Source organism: Pediococcus damnosus (assembly GCF_001611155.1).
Taxonomy (GTDB): Bacteria; Bacillota; Bacilli; order Lactobacillales; family Lactobacillaceae; genus Pediococcus; species Pediococcus damnosus.
The window spans coordinates 1,924,613-1,945,272 of record NZ_CP012294.1 but is presented as its reverse complement, the minus strand read 5'-3'; the positions used below and the strand labels follow the sequence as shown (position 1 = coordinate 1,945,272).

The 20,660-nt window shown below is 36.6% G+C and carries 18 protein-coding genes and 2 pseudogenes; 4 read left to right on the top strand and 16 right to left on the bottom strand.

Translation table 11 applies throughout. The features are described 5' to 3' along the window. Positions 1-243: 243 nt before the first annotated feature. From ADU73_RS09150 to ADU73_RS09120, 7 genes are all read right to left on the bottom strand, one after another. Positions 244-1,038, bottom strand: a complete 795-nt coding sequence (locus ADU73_RS09150; RefSeq protein ID WP_046870584.1) for an alpha/beta fold hydrolase — start codon at positions 1,036-1,038, stop codon at positions 244-246. 72 nt (positions 1,039-1,110) lie between these two features. Beyond that, on the bottom strand, positions 1,111-1,734 hold the full coding sequence (locus ADU73_RS09145) for a malonate decarboxylase holo-ACP synthase (RefSeq protein ID WP_052694438.1): 624 nt from the start codon (positions 1,732-1,734) through the stop codon (positions 1,111-1,113). A gap of 2 nt (positions 1,735-1,736) precedes the next feature. Then, positions 1,737-3,404: a biotin-independent malonate decarboxylase subunit beta gene (gene mdcD / locus ADU73_RS09140; protein WP_046870586.1), complete on the bottom strand. Its 1,668-nt coding sequence runs from the start codon at positions 3,402-3,404 to the stop codon at positions 1,737-1,739. Further along, positions 3,394-3,693 (bottom strand): malonate decarboxylase subunit delta, encoded by a 300-nt coding sequence (locus tag ADU73_RS09135; RefSeq protein ID WP_046870587.1) that lies wholly within the window; start codon positions 3,691-3,693, stop codon positions 3,394-3,396. The genes mdcD and ADU73_RS09135 overlap by 11 nt, the downstream gene beginning before the upstream one ends. 1 nt (position 3,694) lies before the next feature. Beyond that, complete coding sequence (locus ADU73_RS09130; RefSeq protein ID WP_052694439.1) at positions 3,695-4,510, bottom strand: triphosphoribosyl-dephospho-CoA synthase; 816 nt, start codon at positions 4,508-4,510, stop codon at positions 3,695-3,697. Between the two features lie 21 nt (positions 4,511-4,531). Continuing rightward, positions 4,532-6,175 (bottom strand): malonate decarboxylase subunit alpha, encoded by a 1,644-nt coding sequence (gene mdcA, locus ADU73_RS09125; protein WP_046870588.1) that lies wholly within the window; start codon positions 6,173-6,175, stop codon positions 4,532-4,534. Positions 6,176-6,294: 119 nt separating this feature from the next. Next, positions 6,295-7,212: an ACP S-malonyltransferase gene (locus ADU73_RS09120; protein ID WP_046870589.1), complete on the bottom strand. Its 918-nt coding sequence runs from the start codon at positions 7,210-7,212 to the stop codon at positions 6,295-6,297. 129 nt (positions 7,213-7,341) lie between these two features. On the opposite strand from ADU73_RS09120, the gene ADU73_RS09115 reads away from it, so the two are divergent. Then, positions 7,342-8,211, top strand: a complete 870-nt coding sequence (locus ADU73_RS09115; protein WP_046870590.1) for a LysR family transcriptional regulator — start codon at positions 7,342-7,344, stop codon at positions 8,209-8,211. A gap of 105 nt (positions 8,212-8,316) precedes the next feature. Here ADU73_RS09115 and ADU73_RS09110 read toward each other — a convergent pair whose 3' ends face one another. Then, positions 8,317-9,078 carry an SGNH/GDSL hydrolase family protein gene (locus ADU73_RS09110; protein WP_063510297.1) on the bottom strand — a complete coding sequence of 254 codons (762 nt, stop codon included), beginning with the start codon at positions 9,076-9,078 and terminating at the stop codon, positions 8,317-8,319. Positions 9,079-9,255: 177 nt separating this feature from the next. On the opposite strand from ADU73_RS09110, the gene ADU73_RS09105 reads away from it, so the two are divergent. Then, positions 9,256-10,359 (top strand): acyltransferase, encoded by a 1,104-nt coding sequence (locus ADU73_RS09105; RefSeq protein WP_046870591.1) that lies wholly within the window; start codon positions 9,256-9,258, stop codon positions 10,357-10,359. A 59-nt stretch (positions 10,360-10,418) separates the two neighbouring features. Here ADU73_RS09105 and pcp read toward each other — a convergent pair whose 3' ends face one another. From pcp to ADU73_RS09080, 5 genes are all read right to left on the bottom strand, one after another. Continuing rightward, positions 10,419-11,066: a pyroglutamyl-peptidase I gene (gene pcp / locus ADU73_RS09100; protein WP_046870592.1), complete on the bottom strand. Its 648-nt coding sequence runs from the start codon at positions 11,064-11,066 to the stop codon at positions 10,419-10,421. A 17-nt stretch (positions 11,067-11,083) separates the two neighbouring features. Further along, positions 11,084-12,007: a DUF979 domain-containing protein gene (locus ADU73_RS09095; protein ID WP_056986542.1), complete on the bottom strand. Its 924-nt coding sequence runs from the start codon at positions 12,005-12,007 to the stop codon at positions 11,084-11,086. Then, complete coding sequence (locus ADU73_RS09090; RefSeq protein WP_056986544.1) at positions 12,000-12,674, bottom strand: DUF969 domain-containing protein; 675 nt, start codon at positions 12,672-12,674, stop codon at positions 12,000-12,002. The genes ADU73_RS09095 and ADU73_RS09090 overlap by 8 nt, the downstream gene beginning before the upstream one ends. 152 nt (positions 12,675-12,826) lie before the next feature. Next, entirely contained in the window at positions 12,827-14,029 is a 1,203-nt protein-coding gene (locus ADU73_RS09085; RefSeq protein ID WP_056986546.1) for a metal-dependent hydrolase family protein, read from the bottom strand. A gap of 21 nt (positions 14,030-14,050) precedes the next feature. Further along, positions 14,051-15,238, bottom strand: a complete 1,188-nt coding sequence (locus ADU73_RS09080) for a metal-dependent hydrolase family protein (protein WP_056986547.1) — start codon at positions 15,236-15,238, stop codon at positions 14,051-14,053. Between the two features lie 175 nt (positions 15,239-15,413). On the opposite strand from ADU73_RS09080, the gene ADU73_RS09075 reads away from it, so the two are divergent. Continuing rightward, positions 15,414-16,601: a hypothetical protein gene (locus ADU73_RS09075; protein ID WP_056986585.1), complete on the top strand. Its 1,188-nt coding sequence runs from the start codon at positions 15,414-15,416 to the stop codon at positions 16,599-16,601. 123 nt (positions 16,602-16,724) lie between these two features. Here ADU73_RS09075 and ADU73_RS09070 read toward each other — a convergent pair. The 3 genes and pseudogenes from ADU73_RS09070 to pfkB all read right to left on the bottom strand — a co-directional run. Then, positions 16,725-18,299, bottom strand: a pseudogene (locus ADU73_RS09070) (fructose-specific PTS transporter subunit EIIC); the annotation flags it as partial. Between the two features lie 110 nt (positions 18,300-18,409). After that, positions 18,410-18,695 (bottom strand): annotated as a pseudogene (locus ADU73_RS10745) (PTS fructose transporter subunit IIB); the annotation flags it as partial. 33 nt (positions 18,696-18,728) lie between these two features. Beyond that, positions 18,729-19,625, bottom strand: a complete 897-nt coding sequence (gene pfkB / locus ADU73_RS09065) for a 1-phosphofructokinase (protein WP_062913414.1) — start codon at positions 19,623-19,625, stop codon at positions 18,729-18,731. Between the two features lie 121 nt (positions 19,626-19,746). Here pfkB and ADU73_RS09060 point away from each other — a divergent pair, with 121 nt between their 5' ends. Next, positions 19,747-20,448, top strand: coding sequence for a MurR/RpiR family transcriptional regulator (locus ADU73_RS09060; protein ID WP_062913413.1), 702 nt, complete (start codon positions 19,747-19,749; stop codon positions 20,446-20,448). Positions 20,449-20,660 lie beyond the last annotated feature (212 nt).

Genomic DNA, 20,660 nt, shown 5'->3' with positions numbered 1-20,660 from the left:
CTTAGTATGGTGTGATTTTTATATAAATTGATGATTCAATTGTGGAATACGTCTGTATTAACACACAGAAAACTGATATGTTTTTTATAGAGTGCGTTAAATAATTTAAATCACAAAACTTTGGAGGATCTTTAAGCCGCCTAAAATTTATCAAAATAAATTAATGCTTACTCATCAATTTTTTTGGAAACATCATGTTCTATTTTTTTGTAATAGGCCCTCAAATAAATTGTTCTTAATTGTCTATAATTGACGATCACGATTTTTTAATAGAAAATGTCTCAACAATTGATTAAACTCATTTGGAATTTCGGCCATAATCACATGGCCACAATTATTGAGTTTTGCACTGTTAATATGTTCATTAGTCTTCGAAAGCCCATCCACAAAATCCGCATTATAATATGGGCTTTGAATAGCCGCTATTAACATAACTGGAACATGCGTACACTCAAGTACTTGCCACCAATCTTTTTCAAAGTGATTTAACAAAAGTTGATAACTATCCGCACGTGCGAAGGGATATTTATTTTTCTGATTAAACAACTCAGTTACTATGCGAGAATCCAATCCATTTAGCGTTTCATGTACATCAGTTGAATACTTAGCTATCTCTCGATAATTTTTTATATTTGCATTTAGAAAACCAAATTTCCAATCATCCGTATTTAACATTTTGGGTGTCTGATCCACGCCGATGACTCCTGCAACATCATTAAACTGACTAATATAGCCATAACACACGCTGGCTCCCATTGAATGACCCACTAAAATTGGTGATTTCACATTTAGGCTTTGAATAAGTTCTCTTAAATCAAGAACAAGTCTTTCAAAGGATTGGTTAGAATTATCTCGTTGTGAACTTCCCTGATTGCGATGATCATACGTAATTACTCGATAGCCCATCTCAAGTAAATAGTGAACTTGAAACATCCAAATCTCTTTATATCCACCAAAACCAGTTACCAACACTACCGGATATCCAACACCTTGATCCTGATAATCAATTAAAATGCCATCTGTTGTTTTAAATTTCATAAACTCACCATTCTAAATTAAAAAATGTCGCAACACTTAAGGTTACGACACTTTTTAAAATCTATTCTTCTGCTATCTCTCCCAAGGATCAGGCACTAACTGCGGTCCTTTTTCTGTTTTCATTAGAATCGTTTGACTTCGATTATGTGCATACTCTTCAAGCGAAAAGCCATTTTGACCTTCAACAACTTGTAAATCAATGTGAACTCCATATTGATTTAATTCTGAAAGTAACTTCTGTGCCTCATTTACACTAACTTTTGGAAAATTTTGAACAATGATATCTAAATCACTGCTTACCTTAGCCATAGGTACACCACTTACTAGTTCGTATCCACAACTACCACCAATCCCCCACGAAAAATCACGCATTATTGGAGCAATAGCATCCAGAGCTTGAAATACTGGTAATGTCTTACGAGAAGAATTCACTGATAGCCACATCTTATTAAGAACAAGGTCAAACGGTGAAACTTTTCCAACAATCGCTTGTTCACTCACCATGGCTGATTGTCTTTCGTTTCGAAGATTACCTCGGATACCAACCGGAACCATTCCTGCTGATTGGTATCCTCGACGAACAACCACCCAAGGAGCTCTCACTAGCGATAGCTTTGCCCATTGTGCCAATCTTTCAAATTCTTTCAAATTTTTAATCGCGCCCAATTTTATTAAATCATGAGGCAATAGTTCCATAATTAATCACTCCACTGATCAGCAACTGCTTGACGCATTTTAATCGTTGCCACACGACCACTTTCTTTAGCAATCTTGGTATTATAACGAAAACGAAGATCATTAGCATCATTTTTAGCACTATCAATAGCCTCATCAATAATTTTCTTTACTTTAGCTACCGATTGATCGTTAGCATCCCAAGAAGAAACACCCTTAACTAATTGATATAAAGCACCAAGCTTTTCGTAATTATCAATATCATAAGCCATTGCGGGAACATGCTTAGTTGCTTCTTCAAGCTCCGCAATTGTTCTCTGCGTGATCCGAGCCGCACTCGCTTTTGACATTGCTTGAATTGTGATTGAATCATCATCTAATGCAATTAATCGATTAGATTGTAATCCATGAGCTAAGAATCCACCAGATACCGCATCACCTGGAATAAAGGAAATAACTGGATGCCCACTTTGACGCGCTTTAGCATAAGCGGCCGCGCTAGAAGCTAACGCTACATGAATACCGATCAGTTCCTCTTTATACCCATATGCTTGACTAGGAACGTCCACAACTAAAATAATTGGTCGTTTAACCTCCTTATCCACATCATCTTTAATAATTTTATTAACCGCATTAGCGATTGCAAATCCTTCTTGTAATCCAGCTTCACCTTCCCGAACACGTGGAAAACGATTTTTAGGATCTGGAACGATTGCAACATAGGCTTTACCGTCAACAGTGGCTTGAAGCACAGTTGACACATTTGTTTCAGCATTTTTAATGCCAGTTAATTTTTCAAACCAAAGTCGACCACGACTCTTAGGTTTCTCTTCTGTTGTGGCAACGGCCTCTGTTATAGGGTGGGTAACCGTTTTGACATTCTTATATAACTCTCGGTAATCAACAGTATTAAGTGGTTTACTCATATCTAGTTGATCTAATAGCGAAAGATAAAAGTCAGCGTCTTCAGTCCGCTTTGCATCTTTCTTTTTTGAAATTGCTTGATTTACTGCATCTCTCATTACCTCAACAGAATCTTCTACAACTTCATCGACAATATTAGTTGCCGAACGTTGTTTTGTACCAAGTGTATCCCAGATAAGATCTTTATCACTGGAATCAAATTCACGAACACCTGCTTCTTGTTCGATAACTTCAGGTCCGTTCAAACCAATCCGGGCTTTCTTAGTCGCAATCAAATACGATAAAATGGCTGAAGTAATTGACATCCCACCAAAAGAACCAACTCGTCCGGGAATAAGTCCAATCACTGGTACATACTTCTTAACAGCAACAACTGCATTTTGAATTTCTGAAATTGATAGTAGTCCATAATTTGCTTCTTGTAGCCGGACACCACCAGTATCTAAAATAATAATAGGGTAAATTGTTTTACCATTTTGATTGTCCTTTAAAACTTGTTCTAAGGCTGCTACTATTTTTGCACCACTCACTTCACCAATTCCACCACCTTGAAAGGCAGATTCGATTGAAATAACCAATACATTTTTATGTTCAAGTTGGCCTTTCATTAAGATCACACCATCATCGCTCTCTGGCACAATTCCTTGAGGTTCCAAATGTGGCGAAATCATATCATCAAATGGACCTACAAGTTCTCTTTCAGTTCCTTCATCTAACAAGGCGATGGCGCGATCCCGACCGCTTAATTCAACAAAACTATTCTTCATTATTCAACGCCTCCATTGCTTGAGTTAAACGCAAATTAACAACACCAGGAGTTGCTCCAAAATCATTAATTTCAATATCTGCCAGTAATGGATAACGTTCAAAAAAACGTGTTAAAACATTTTGCCAAACTTCTTTAAATCCATCGCTCCCCGTCACAATGTGTAACGTTGTTTCTTTAGAAGTGGTGGGCTTAAAAATCACTTCAAGATCTCCTGATGCCACAACACCCACATGCACTGGATGTTGAACAGGTTTTGTATTTTTAAATGAAAATGTTAGTTTTTCCATTTTAATCCTCCTCAATAACTAAATTATTTAAAAAGTAAGTTGCCGCAAACAAGTCTGCACAACCTCCAGGTGATATTTGATAATCTTCGGCCATTTTCGTTACTTGTTTGAAGGCTAAGCTTTCCTGAATTACTGGAGCTTCAAAAGCTTGTTTTGCTTCATTTTGAAATACTCGCAACACTGATAGACTACTTCGATGAATCACATTGGTATCATCAACCGTGGCATATAGCAGACACAGGACTCTAAGCCAAGCCAATTGATCAGTCACCATTTGACCATTAATTAAACGTAAACTAGTTTTTACATGTGGAAAACCATTAGCCGCTTCTTCACGAGCTCCATTTATTTTATACACTTTTTTGACCTGAATGCCGTATGTCGTCTTAGAATGTAATTGAACATAACGGTCAGCAATACTTGCTAACTCGCCGCACTTTTGAAAAATGATAGACATGTCCGTTGTACTTTGATTACTGATTACAGCCACTATAATTCCTAGTGCCCAAATGGCACCTTTATGTGTATTAACACCATGGGTTGCTGTTAACATGGCCTTTTCACCATCACGCCCAATCGCACCAACTTTTTCTCGTAAAACCACTGAAATTGGAATTGATTTTGAAACATTAGCAATTCTTAAAAATGTATCGTACAAACTATCAGCTGATTTGATAAACAAGTCAATATTCATATCTTTATGCGACCCATTTGAACTTTTCGTTACTAACCCTGGTTTAGGTGAAAAATTAGCTTCCCATTTTAAAGCAGCAACTGCTTGTTCAGCCAATTTTTCAGCATTACTTACTTTTATCACGTTACTCACTCCAACTTAAACTTATGACCAACTACGAAATTTTGCAGGTGGATTATATAATCCGTTTGACCACTCTACTAAATCATCCATTGTTTGTGCTGCTAATAGTGATCGTTTAGCTTGTCCTCGAGAAACACCTAAATCTTCTGGTAATGCCACAATTCCACGAGCACGTAGATCTGCTAAGGTTTTGGCATCACTTCTTAAACCAACTGGTGTTACCCCTGCAATAGCTTCAATTGCGGCCTGTCGTTCGGCCATACTGTCTGTCTTGTAAAGATAAGCAATACCTTCTTCAGTCACAATATGAGTCGTATCCTCGCTGTAAATCATAATTGGAACGTTCTTTAACTTGGCTTCTTTACGAACTTCTTCAGCATCTAGGTGATCAACAAAAACCGGTTTTTTATTAGAACCAAAGGTTTCAACCATCTGGACAACTAACTTCTGTCCTTTACCAAGTGGATCGTTATCAGGTCGTAAACTTTGCCAAGCCGGAGTTGAATGACGGCGACCGGTCGGATTACTACCCATATTTGGCGCTCCCCCAAAACCAGACAACCGTCCATTTGTAACTGTTGAAGAATTTCCGTATTTATCGATTTGTAAAGTAGAACCGACGAACATATCCAAAGCATATTGACCAGCCATTTGTCCATAAGCACGGTTAGATCGCATACTACCATCTTTACCTACAAAGAAAATATCAGGTCGAGCAGCGATATATTTTTCCATTCCAACTTCGCCACCAAAACTATGAATAGATTTGATCCAACCACTTTCAATTGCCGGAATCAAAGTTGGTGTTGGATTGACTTCCCAATTAGGCACAATCTTACCTTTTAATCCTAATTGTTCTCCATACGTTGGTAAAAGCAATTCAATAGCAGCGGTATTAAAACCAACTCCGTGATTAACTGATTGCACATTATGTTTTTCATAGATACCACGAATTGCCATCATACCCATGAGAATTTGTAGTTCTGTAATGTTTTGAGGATCACGTGTAAATAATGGTTCCAGTTGATATGGCTCATCGGCAGGGATCACAACATCAACCCAATCGCTAGGAATATCAACTCGAGGAACTTTATCAACAATTTCATTAGCTTGCACAATGACTATGCCATCTTTGAAGGCAGCTGATTCAACAATTACTGGTGTTTCTTCAGTGTTATTACCTGTATACAAATTTCCTTCTCGGTCAACCTTATCAGCGGCAACTAAAACAACATTTGGAATCAGATCAACAAAGAGACGCGCATATAATTCCAGATAAGTATGAATGTCGCCAACTTGCATCGTCCCATCAGCAACCATCTGTGAAACTCGCGTACTTTGTGGCCCCGCAAATGAGAAATCCATCTTATTTGCAATTCCTAAATCAAAAATATCTAAGTGTTCTGGACGAGAAATGCTAGACATAATCATATGCAATCCATGAACCTTTTCGGGATCAACGCTTGCTAAAACTTTAGACAAAAAGCTTGCCTGTTTTTGATTATCACCTTCCAAAACTACCTTATCATTTGAACTAATCAATAATTCCAATAACTCTTTTGCGTCTTTTGTCTTAGCAAATTTCCCATCAAGCAAACTGGCAGCATTTTCTAACTTTTGCTGCTTTGCGTCTCGATGAGTTGTCCAACTCTTAATTTCACTCATGTTAGTACTCCTTTTCGTTATTAATATTTATTTTGCTTTCGCAAAATCTTATTCTCATTACGGATGTCCATCCTCTCTACGCCATTAAAATGACTAGTCGGACTGGCTCCCTTTGGTTATTAACGTTTTTCTTGATTTTTCCATTTATTCAATAAAAACTCCGCATCTTCTAGTACCATATCTGCCATTGAAATTGTTTTCATATCAGGTATCTTAGTTTTTAGTAAACCTGTCATAACATGCCCTGGTGAAAATTCAACTGATGAATCTATCAAATATTCTTTAGCAACATCCATCATGACATCCCAATATACCGGATGAACTAAATTATTACCTAAATCATAAGTAACTCGTTCAACACTTTTCGTTGCATGACCGTTGTAATCTGCCAGATAGATACACGTTGGATCTTGTAATTGAATCTTTCCTAAAATCGTCGTTAATTTTTTAGCAACATCCCTCATTAATGGAGAATGTGACGGTACCGGTACCCTAAGCAATTTTGCTTTTTGTGCTCCCCGCTTCTTTGCTTGCTCCAAAATTTTTTTTATACCTATGATACTTCCAGAAACCGTAACCTGTAATTGTGAATTTTGATTAGAAACATAAACTGGATTTCTTTTATCAAAATTTTCATTGACAATCCCGGTTACTTCTTTTCGCAATAGCCCTACAATTACGCCCATTCCATATCCTGTTGGATAAGCATTCTGCATTTCTTTTGCTCGAAGTGCCACAACTTTAATTGCATCTACTGCCGTAATGACATTAGCTGCATAGGCCGCTGCAAAAACTCCTAAAGAATGACCTGCTACAAGGTTAGGCGCCCAACCATCAGCTTTCATTTTATCTATCTGATCGATTTGCAAAATTAAAATACTTAACTGAATTTGCACTGAATCCGTATACCCCTGATCTGTATCAGTCAATTCAATATCAGTTAAATCAGTAACTTTCTTCCGAAGTGACGGTGTCACATTTGACAACATTCCTTGCCTCTGTGATCCTTGACCTGGAAACATCCATAAAGTTTTCATATTTCACACGCCAGCTTTCTTTTTAATTGACCTCACAAGTTTCACTTTAATATCAATACTTAACTATGTATAATACATAATTAGAATGATATATAACCAAATGGTTAACTATAAAGGAGACGAATTACAATGAATCTAACTCATCTACGTTATTTTTCAGTTGTCGCCAACCAAGAAAGCATTACAAAAGCTTCTGAATTACTTTTTGTTTCCCAATCTGCAGTTAGCAAAACTATTAAACAACTAGAATCAGAACTAAACGTGAAATTATTCGATCGGGTTGGACGAACTATCAAACTTAACCGGAATGGTAAATTATTTTACAGTTATGTAAACGATAGTTTAAATTTACTTGATCGTGGTATCTCTTCAGTATCAGGTGGTATCCAAACTTCTGAACAGCAGATTTCAATTCTATTTGAGGTTGCTTCAACTTTAATTCCAAAGATTGTCAATCGTATTCAACAAAACCTACCAAATGTTCGTTTAAATATTGCACAACATGTGCAGATGGACACAGATTTGCAACAATATGATTTTGTTGTGACCACACGTAAAATTCCGAATTATTTTACGGCACAAATTATAAAAGAAGAAGTTTTTGTTGGATGGAAATCTAATTATCCTAACGGAACAGTCAAAGCTTCAACTCTCACAAACACGCAATTTATTGGATTGGGTAACCATAACCAATTACGGAAAACCATTGATGATTATTTTCATGAACAAAAATTAACAATTAATTTTAAATATGAAACTGATGATCCTGCTACAGTTAGGGGACTTATCGATGCAGGTGTTGGAATTGGATTTATTCCTGCTGTAACTTGGAAAACTGCCGGTAAATCATTGCATCTAGCTCGATTAACTCCTGACATTATGAGCAGAACTATCTATCTTTGCTCTTCCACTCATGAATTAAATGATATCCAAAGAGAAATCAGTAATGAACTAATTGAAACTTTTGCAGATGCTCAAAAAGAACAATTAACTTTATAATTTGATGTTTTTTTTAAAAGTATACAAAAAGCTTCAGCATAAGGACTGCGCACACCACGCACTCTTCTTACTACTGAAGCTTTTTGTATAACCGTCATTAAAAGTTTATTTATCCAAGTTCAAAACATCTTGCAACTCTTTTTCAAATACTGGCGTCCAAAGTTGCTTATATCCAAATTGGGTTGGATGAGCATCATCAACCATCATGCTCGGATTATTTTTGATTGATTCTTTCATAACAGAATTATCCCAAAGATCCAAAATGTAAAAATGCCATTTGGCCTGCAAAGCATACAGCTGCTTGATAAGTTCAGAGTACGCTTCATCAGTTTTACGTAAACAAGTGTAAAAAATAATTGGACATCCAAAATTAGTACGCACATAGGACAAGGTATCTTCTATCGCACCAATTGTCGTATTTCGATCAAACTGACCTTTTTGTGTATATGGTGTAATTTCACCCAACTTTTTGTGATCACGATCATCATTTGTAGATAATTGACAAACAAACACATCATAGCTTGCGTGTTGGTCAAAATCAGTACGCAAACGACTAGTGTAAGCTTTAGGTTCCAAACCAGCAAGAGTAGTACCACTAATTGCAGATTTTGTTGGAATTACTCCATCTCGGGCTTGTAAATATTCAACAAAAGATTTTCCCATAGATCCAGCACCATAAGTTATGGATGACCCAAGAAAAGCAACCCTTTTACCATATAGACTTGAATGGACATTCATAGTTTCTTTTGATGGACTATATACTGGTAGATTACCAGCAACTACCGACTTAACACCGTTAGGAAGCTTATTATATAGCACGACAGCCCCACCAAGCATCGCCATTTTTAAAACGATTTTCTTCATCATTAATCACCTCAAAAGCATTCTATCACCAATGTCAAGGCTTACAAAATTGGTAGTTATTATAAGAATAATCCGAAATATAGTTTGCCAATTTTTAAATAACCTGCTATATTTACGTTGCAATCTACTTTGTCATTTTTAATTGATCTCACAACTTCAATAAAGGTGGCAACTTTAACAATGACAGTGAGAACAAAAACAAACGTACCGGCAGCTGATGTCGGCGATTATATGAAAGTTTTTGCCTGTACCGCGGTCATGATGCAGACAGTGCTTTCTCTCGTTTTAAAGACTGGACCCAATTCCAACGTACAAACAGGAATTGGTGTCATTTATAATCTAGTAAAATACACTGCACCTGCATTTATTTTTGGGATTTTGTTCACAACAATTAGAACGAATGAAAGTTCTGATCTTAGTAATTATGGAAACTACATGTCTAAAACATTCTCTTCCCTGTTTGTACCCACTTTTTGGTGGACTTTAGTTTATTTGATATTTATTCCCAGCGTGCAACAAATTACACATTTTCATAATGTTACGAGCTTTTTATGGCAATTTGTTAATGGTAATGCGGCCCCTCACCTTTGGTACAATACAATGATGCTTCAATTTATCATTTTAATGCCGTTCTTTTGGTGGTTATCACGATGGGCCGTAAAGTCTAACAAAAAATTATTTTGCGTTCTAACTGTTACAGTGATTGGTTATTTCTGCTGGTTGCTATTTTACGACCATTTTGTTTTTTACGGACCTCAAATGCAACACTGGTACTTATTAGACCGAATTTTTATTAGTTTTATTATTTATGGAATTTTAGGTGCATTAGCGTGGAAAAAACATGTCCAATTAGAAAACTGGCTCCGCAAATTTTGGTGGCTTGCTGCCATTGTCTTTGTCTTATCATTTGTTTGGACCAACTCTGAATTGAAGTCTTTTGGACATCCAGTAAATTTAGCAAACGCAATTTATTATAAGCCATCAATGACAATCTATGCATTAGCAGTTATTGGATTAATTGCGGCTTTAGCATTCATGAATATTCGTCATCACTCAGATGTTTTGAATCCAATGCATTTTCTAGCAACTTATGCTTACCGAGCCTACTTATCAAATGTCTTCTGGCTTCAAATCATTTGGCATTTATTTGGCCATAATTTAAGTAATGTTCATCCTGTTTGGTCGATTGTAAGTTGTTATATACTTACTTGGATTCTAGCTTTTGCTTCCGCGTATCTATTGCACATTGGTTGGTTTTCAATTAAAAATAAAATTCACAGCTGATTTGAAGACAGCTAAAAGGCTTCTGACAAGATTTTGTCAGAAGCCTTTATTTTGTTTATTTAAGCAATGCTACCTTCAACACTCTCAATATCCTTTTTACCATCCATCTCGACGATTGCTTCAATGGCAGCCGTAATTCCGCGGACATCATCACTTAAACTCAATGCTGGTGTGTTTGGTCGGGTTGTGACTTGTTCCGGTAAAAATGGGATGTGCATAAATCCCGCTTTTAAATCATGAAATTCTTTATCAATCATATACTGAACCTGGTACATGATGTGATTACATACATATGTTCCAGCAGTAGTCGACACACTGCTTGGTAATCCAGCCTTACGAATTGCTTTGGCCATTGCCTTTACTGGTAATTCAGTGAAATAAGCGTTTTGGCCATCCTTATGAATTGGTGTGTTCAATGGTTGATAACCCGCATTATCCTTAATCCGACCATCGTCAAAGTTAATTGCTACTCGTTCCGGAGTGAGCCCATAGCGACCACCCGCTTGTCCAATATTTAAGACATAATCTGGTTGTTCTTTTACAATTGCATCATGCGTAACTTCTGCACATTTACCAAAAATCGTCGGAATTTCCACTTTCACAATGTCTGCACCCGCAATTTTATCTGGCAACTTTTTCACTGCTTCAATAGCCGGGTTAATCTTATCATCGCCAAATGGGTCAAAACCTGTTACAAGAATTTTCATACTTTCTATCTCCATTTCTAAAAAGCTAATACATACATCAAAATTATTTGAATAATCAACATCGTAATCGCAATGGGCGCCTGTTGTTTGATCACGCCCAACGGATCTTTCATTTCCATTAAGGCTACTGGCAAAGTGTTAAAGTTAGCAGCCATTGGCGTTAACAATGTTCCGCAATAGCCTGATGTCATCCCCAAGGCAGCAACCACAACTGCAGCGCCTCCTTGAGCAACAACAAAGGGAATCCCAATTCCGGCGGTAATAACAGCAAAAGCTGCAAAAGCATTACCCATAATTACTGTGAAGACTGCCATTGCAACACAGTACAAGACTACGCCCAAAAGATGATTTCCTACAGGAAACACGCTTGAAATTGCTTTTGCGGTTACAGTTCCAACTCCAGAAGCTGTAAAAACCACTCCGAGGGTTGCTAATAATTGAGGCAGAATTCCAGCAGAACCAACCGAACGAACCATGCGCTGACTATCTTCATACACTGTTTTACCACCAGCTTTGGTTAACCACATAGCTACGATTAGTGAAACAATTGCAGCCACACCAATCCCGACCTGGCCACCAAATGGTGTAAATTGTGCAACCAAAATTGCAGTTACAGCAAGAATAATACTTGGCAAAAATATCCATCCACCTAAACGTTTTGCGGAAGCCTCTGACACTTCTTTGTTAAGTGATTTAATATGGCCGACTTTTACTTGCTTGAGTAACGACAACGCCCCAATTACAAGTAATAAAGCTCCTACTACCGCATTAGGAAGCCATTGTCCAACTCCAAAAATAACAGCAAATATCAGCCAAAAAGTAGCGGTTCCCCAACGAGTAGAATTAGTTTTATCGCGTGCCGACTCAATAGACGCAATTAAAAAGGTTGCTCCGATCAACATGTAAAAGAATGTCAGAATATTATTAATTAAACTAGTCATTATTCTTTCCTTCTTTCAAAAGTTGACGGTCAAACATATGGTTATACCAGAATACTAAAACAATTGTGAGAACGGCTACTGGAATTGAATATAGGGCAATTCCGTTTGGAGATACTTTGTAGCCTAAAGATTTCATTGTGCTGGCCATCAACAAAACTCCAGCAGATGCCACGAATAAATTTTGAGAAAAAAAGTTACCAAAGTTTTCGGTGGCCGCTGATCGGGCCTTAATTCGATCAACTTGTTTATTTGTAAGCTTAGTCTCAACACTAGCAGCCGCTTGTGCCATTGGGTTAATTAATGGTCGAATGAACTGAACTTGCCCCTGTAAAGAAATACCAAACAAGGAAGCCGCTTCACGAATTAATAAATAAATATCAAAAATTCGTCCGGGAGTTAAATTCTGTAATTTTTGAATCAGACTAACTGCCGATTCCTTCAATCCGTGACGCTCAATAACTCCAATCATGGGTAACGTTAGAAAAAACAGCGAAACCATTCGATTGTCCATAAATCCCTGCCCTAAAATTTCTAGGAATTTTGTGAAATCGATTCCAGATGCCAATGCCGTTACGAGTGCGGAAATAATAACAACTGCAACGGTATCCAGCTTAAAAGCAAATCCTAGAATGATTACTAAGACTCCAATTAACTTTATGTACTCCATAGATGAAACCTCCTGTGATCAAATATTGATCATTTATATTTACATTAAAAACTTATCATTTTATTTTAATCTTTTCAACCATAATATAATTTCAAATTTCAACTGTGACAAAAAAAGCAAACGGAATTTCGTTTGCCATGAAAAATAAGTAACTATTTTATTTGAACACCTTTTTTAAATACTTGCTTATCAGTTTGAGCAACAGCAGTAATGTATTGCGTTGGATCTTGATCTAAAACTAAAAAGTCAGCAAACTTACCACTTTCAATACTGCCATACCCTTCAGTTATATTTAATAATTCAGCCGCATATTTTGTAGCCCCAAACAAAGCTTGCGTAGGTGTGGCACCAGCTTTATTCACAAGTAACTCCATTTCCTCCCAAGTTCCTGTTTTAAAGCTATTAAATGGTGTACCTGCGTCAGTACCGACCACTACTTTTACACCCTTTTGAATTGCCATTGCAACATGCTCAAAAAAATCATGTTTAACAAGATCATTTTTTCGTGTCATATGGGCAGGCAGTGAATCTCGCCCGTATTTACTAATGCTTGCTGCGGCATTCAGAGTTGGTACCAAATAAACATTATTTTCTTTCATAAATTCAGCCTGTTTTTCATCAACGTAAATTCCGTGTTCAATTGAATCTACTCCAGCTTTTAATGCATTACCTATTCCTTTGTTTCCCTGGGCATGAGCTGCAACCCGTTTACTCTTATCATGTGCTTCTTCAACAGCAACTTTCATTTCTGCCATTGTCAGGGCGGTATCATTCACATTATCACCAGCAGACATTACACCACCAGTTGCCATGACTTTAATATTATCGGCACCTTCTTTAAATGCAGTGCGCACCGATTTACGCATTTCGTCCGGTGAATCAACCAGATACGACCAATTAATGTTTCCATCTTCGTCCTCACGAAAATCACCATGCCCACCTGTCATTGACATTGGTCGACCCGATGCAACAATTTCAGGAATCACCAAATCAAGCTGATCTCTTAGTTTCTTCAGTTTAATATCAACATTGAACGCACACCCACAGTCTCGAATATAGGTAACTCCAGAACCGATTAAATCACGAAGATTTTTAAGTGCTGTAACAGTTACCTCAGCCTCAGTTAAATACTCAAGCTTATTCGTTACAGGATTCATCATCATATGCGTATGTGCATTGATTAACCCCGGCATAACAAATTTTCCTTGTAAATTGACTTTCTTTTCATCAATGGATGCCGGTACATTTCCCACTCCAATTTGCTTAAATTTGCCATCTGCAACTTCAAACCATTGATTTTGCATTACTTCAGTATCTTTACCATTAAAAATATTTGCATTGTAAAATACAGTCATATCAGCTTTCTCCCCTTTTGCCTAAAGTTCCACTTTCACACCGCTCTTATATACGACTTTATCTATTTGTTGAACAGCCTTAACATCTACTAATGGATCTGCATCCAAAACCAGGAAATCAGCAAACTTATCATTATCCAATGTGCCATAATCACTATCGATCCGCATTAATTTGGCCGAAGTTAAACTTGTTGTTAAAGCATCAAAATTTGTTGCACCCTGCTCAACCATGAGCTGAAATTCCACGGCAGTCATTGTGAAATCGTTAAATGGTGTTCCGGCATCTGTTCCTAAAGTAATTTTTACACCCTTTTTCCATGCTTTCATAATATTTGCATATAAATCATCGAGTGCATCAGCAGCTTTTTTAATTTCCCAATCGGGAAGTTTACCAACCGCGTATTCAGGAATTGCCCAATCTGCAACAAACGTAGGAGTCAAATACGTACCTTGTTTTAACATTAATTCTGTTTCTTCATCGTTCACATAAAAACCATGTTCAATTGAATCAACACCAGCACTAATGGCATTTAAAATTCCAGGATTTCCTTCTGCATGCGCCGCAATGATTTTACCCTTATGATGCGTTTCTTCAACAGCGACTTTCATCTCTTCAACACTAAGTTGAGGATCATCCATGAAGTCTCCGGGAGTCATAACTCCACCAGTTGCCATCATTTTTACAGCCATCGTTCCTTTTTTCAAACCAGTTCGAACTGCCTTTCGCATTTCATCAGGAGAATCTACTAAATGGCCAAAATTAGGAAAATCACCATGTCCACCAGTCATCGTATAGGGACGACCTGAAGGCAAAATATCTGGCACGTTTTCAAGCTTTCCCTGTTTATGTAAGTTATTTAACGTAATATCAATATCGAAAGAACTACCACATTCTCTAATGTAAGTAACTCCTGATTTCAATAAATCATGTAAATTAGAAACCGCACGTACCGTTGTTTCAATAACATCGGAGCCGGTACCACCATCGCCAGTATTGGGATCCATAGTTATATGCGTATGAGCATTGATTAACCCGGGCATAACATATTTACCGTGAAGATCGACATTGTTTGCAGAATTTCGTTTTCCCCCATTGCCTACTTTTTCAATGCGCCCACTATCGTCATTAACCACAAACCAGGCATTCTTTTTTGTCTCGTTTGTCTTGCCATCAAATAGATTAAAATTAAAAAAAGTTGTTTTACTCAAATAAATCTCTCCTTCAAAAATTAGATTTTGGTTAAGAAAACCTTAATTCTATTTTGCTTGATAGTCAACCCCTCCAGACATTTTGCATATATTTCTAAGTAAAAAATTAAAATTGGCTTAGAAACAAGTTAGTAATATGATAATAACCATTCTAATTATTTAAGGGAGTGTTCGTATGACTTTTGTTATTGCGTTTCTTTGTGTCATGATTTTTATGTTAATTGGTGAGTGGGTCTCCTCACTTACACACGCATTTATTCCATCCGTATTTATCACTGCAATTCTATTTATGATTGGATTTTGGACGATAGTACCAAAGAATGTGGTTTCCCAGGCTTCATTTGGTAATCAATTCATTGGTATTGCAGTACCAATATTGTTAGTACATTTAGGAACTCTTATGAGCATCAAAGAATTAGTTGCTCAATGGAAATCTGTTTGTATTGCGCTGCTTGGGGTTTGTGGCACACTAATTTTAACCTTATCAATTGGATCACTTATATTTGATTGGCATACAGTTGTTGCTGCTGTTCCTCCATTAACTGGTGGATTAGTATCTGCATTATTAATGACAAGCGGATTAAAAGCGCAAGGAATTACCTCTCTAGTTGCCTTGCCAGTTTCTATGTACGTTGTACATTCAGTCATTGGTTACCCTTTAACTGCAGTTATGTTGAAACAAGAAGGACATCGCTTGTTAAAACAGTTTCACGCTAAAAGCTCCCAAGCTACCTCTACAACTACACAGACTGATCAAATAGCAGCTGATGATAAAAAAGAAAAAAAAGTATTCAACCTCCCTAAAGAATATCAAACATCCTCTTTTGTACTTGTACGTTTGGCACTAGTTGCACTTTTAAGTATCTGGGTTTCATCTTTACTACATAATGCAGTTAACTCAAATGTTATTGCTTTGATATTTGGTGTCATTGCACACCAAATCGGTTTCCTAGAAAAAGATGCTCTGAATAAAGCTGGTGTATTCAACTGGCTAATGTATGGTCTGTTAGCATATGTCTTTGCTCAATTAAATGTGACAACCCCTAAAATCATGGGAACCATTATCGTTCAAATCCTCGTTTTAATTGCCCTGGGGTTATTAGGCATGTTTATTGCATCCCGTTTACTAGCAAAACCATTTGGAATGTCATGGCAAATGGCTTATGCTTGTTCTTTAACATCACTATTTGGGTTTCCAGCGGATTATATTCTGACTTCTGAAATTGCTCGTAGCGTTTCTCAAAACGATGCTGAGGAGGCATATGTTTTGAAACACACCATGCCAAAAATGCTGGTTGGAGGATTTGCAACCGTCTCAGTTGCTTCGGTTATTATTGCTTCCGTATTTTTAAAATTACTGTAGTATCACGAGATATTTTTATGTAAAACATCGGAACTAATCTACTTTTGCCTATAAAAATAAGGGATTTTGAAAAAAGGAAATATTCCTTTTTCAAAATCCTTTATTCATAAAATGAATTTAATTTTATTGTTGTTGAATTAAATCTAAAATTTCCTCTTTCGATTTTGCATTTCTAAGTGCTTTAACAAAATCACTATGAGTTAACAGTTTGGCTGTATTAGAAAGATATTTAAGATGAGATCCACTATCATTTTCTGGAATTAAAAACGAAATAACAGTATCAATTGGCTTACCATCAAACGTTTTCCATTCAACAGGTTTATCAAGTTTCAACACCAACATGGCAGACGTCTTAATTGTAGCATCCTGTGCATGAGGAATTGCAATTCCATCCTGCATACCTGTTGAGCCTTCTGCCTCACGTTTTAGATATTTTCCAAGAACTTTTTTGGAATCTTTAGCTAATCCGTTTTCAACTGCAAAGTTGGCAAGGTATTGTAAAACTTCATCTCTAGTTGAAGCTCTCACCCCCAGTTGAATGTTTTTAAGCGTCAAGATTTCACCTGGATCGAATGATTCAACCTCTTCTGTGTTAGTTACTGCTGTTTGTTCTGTTTCTGAAACTTCCGCGTCTTCTGTATTTTCACCAGTTAAAATATCGAAAGTACCTGCATCCGTAGCTACAGCATGCTTTTTAGCTTGTCGCCCTGCTATAAGTGCCAATAACGCCCCTGATATAACAGAACCAATCAGAATCCAAAGTACCCATAAAAATGGATGATTAACTAATGGTAAAATAATAAAACCACCATGTGGTGCAGGAACCTGAATTTTTGTCACATAAGTAAGAATTGCTGCAATCGATGATCCAATCATAAATGAAGGAATATTTAAAAGTGGATTTTTAGCAGCAAAGGGGATAGCCCCTTCCGTAATATGTGTCGAACCCAATAGAAAGTTTACATATCCAGCACTACGCTCTGTACTTGAATATGCTTTAGGATTAAATAATACGGCAAAGCCAGTTGCCAGAGGTGGTGCAATACATGCAGCCGACACTCCGGCCATAAAATAAAAGTTACCTTGAGCTAATAATGCAGTACCAGTTAGATATGCCGCTTTGTTAATTGGGCCACCAAAATCGGAAGCACACATAATTCCTATAATCAATCCTAAAATAATTGGACTGCTATTCTCCATTCCCTTCAAGAAATTCATCATACCAACATTTAGATCCTTCATTGGTAAAGAAATAAACCACATTATCATACCGGAAATAAAAACCCCTAAAACAGGATACAAGAAAATAGCCTTTAGTCCACGAAACAGCTTGTCTGGCAGCGGTTTCAAAATATGCTGTAACAATACAACTGTATAACCGGCCAAATAACCACCAACAATTGCTCCTAAGAATCCTGTTCCATTCGTAAATGCAATCATTCCAGTTGCAAAGCCAACAACCATACCAGAACGTTTGCTAATAGCCTCAGCAATGAATGCACACAAAACGGGAACCATCAGATTCATAGTGCTGGAACCAATCGTATTCAGCAAAAAGGCAAAATAATTATATTTGCTACTTTTAGGGTCAGCGGAATTAATTCCCCAAAAAAACGAAATTGCCATCAAAACACCGCCTGCAACAACAAATGGCAGCATGTGAGAAACCCCGTTCATTAGAGATACATAAATTGAATTCCAAAATGTATTTCCATTTTTGCTTCCAGCCTTGGAAGCAGATTGAGCTTTTTCTTTGACAGAACCACTCTTATAACTGGAAACCTGCGGATCGTGCAAAATACGATCCACTAATTTATCAGATTCACTAATACCTTTGGCAACTGGTACACGAATTAATTTTTTTCCAACAAATCTATCAGCATCCACATCCACATCTGAAGCAATAATGACGCCACTTGCACCATCAATTTCTTCTTGAGTAAGTGGGTCATCAACCCCGGTTTGTCCATGTGTTTCCACTTTAATTGTGACACCCATTTTTTTAGCAGACTGCTCAAGTGCCTCTTGAGCCATATAAGTATGTGCAATTCCGGTTGCACATCCAGTTGCTGCAATAAGTTTATATTTTGCCATAATTTTTCCCTCCTCGTATTTTAGTCAATCGTTTTAACTTGTATTTTTTTCTCTAAAATTGGTAATCCAAGATTGAAATGCAGTATCACTACCTGCTGCTAATGTACGTTTTAGATTTTCTTTACTTGATAATCCTGTTACCATTCCGCCTAGGAAACTACCCAACATTGTATCTCCTGATCCTGCTGTATTGACAACTTCACCCTTAGCAGCATTACCAAACAATACTTCGTGAGAATTGATAAAAACCGCGCCTAAACCTCCTAAAGAAATCAAGACATTTAAGGCGCCTCGGTGAATTAATTCTTTTCCCATTTTTATCAATGTTTCTTGATCAGGGACTTTTGACATACCAAACCAACTCGCTATTTCGTGTTCGTTTGGCTTAATAAGATATGGATGATACTTTAATGTATCCAAAACTTCCGTATAACTTGTGTCGATCACTAATTTAAACTGATTTTTTTCAGAGATTCTAGCAATTTGAGAAAGTATCCCGGGTTCAATTCCCTCTGAAAAGCTTCCTGACAATGATAGAATGTCATCTTTTTTCAATTTCTTAATCTTTTTTAATAATTCATTGATCTGGTTCTTATTAGTTTTCGGCCCCTTGTTAACTAACTTATATTCTTGATTTTCATCCTGTACACGTGTGAAAACATTAATTCGAGTAGGTTTTTCAACATGTACAAAATCATTAGTAATATCCGATTTGTTTAAAACCTCCTCAATATATTTAATAGTAAATCCACCGCCGATCCCTAAAGCGACATTTTCTATACCCAGACGTTTCAATATAAAAGAAACGTTAACTCCCTTTCCATTTGCCTGAATATCATAGCTTTCAGTTCTATTTACAACATTGGGTTGCATTGTTTTGGTATCAATCACTAAATCAATTGCAGGATTTAAAGTTAATGTATAAATCATGTTGTTGCCCCCTCTTTATCTTCATTTTTAGCATAACATGTGTAACTATGAAAATGTTTTCAAAAAATGATATTATAAAGGTAAACATGAAAAGTTTGTTACAATCTTGGAGGGAATCTAATTGACTGAAGCACTGAGCACATCGGAAAAATATTTATGGCAATATGTACAGGAACACTCCGATGATATTGTGAACATATCAATAGTAGAATTAAGTGAAAAGGCCAATGTATCGACAGCCACAATTGTGCGTACCATGAAAAAAATGGGATATTCAGGATATACTCCATTTCGTCAAGAAGCAATTCGTAAATTAACTAACAAAAAACAAGATTTCAAAGTTTTAAAGGAAACGAATCACGAGATTCGTTCTGCCATACTAAAAAATCAATATGAAGTAGACAATACTATCAGCAATCTCAACATTGGCGTTATGGAAGATGCTATTCAAAAAGTTAGCCAAGCAAAACATATTTATATTTTTGCCAGAGGATTATCTAAATTAATTGGCGAAGATATTCTCCTTAAATTTGAATTGTTAGGTAAGGATGCTCAGCTACACGACGATCCTAATATTATTAAAACTTTGAGTAAACAAATTACTGGTATCGATACTGTTGCAATTTTCCTAACATTAAATGGCAATACACCAGAATTAGTGAGTGCGGCACACTCATTAGCTGAAAACGATGTCACCACAATTACTTTTACTTGCAATAATGATGGCAATATCATCCAATATTCAGATTTGATTTTTTTAGGCGTAAAATCCGCAGAATCATATTTTCCGAAATATGAAGTTCGGTCTCGTTTACCACTTTAAATTCTTACTAGAATATTTCTAGATGCTTATGCAATTCGTATTCAGAGCCATCATACAAAAAAAGCAGAAAATCATAACCACTCTATTTAAACGCAAATCTTTCAATGTTTTTAACATGTGTATTAATAAGAATTCACACTTTGCTATCCAAAATGAGTTCTTATTTTACATCGAACACTGTAATTCACAGTATTTCACAAAAAAATTTTAAT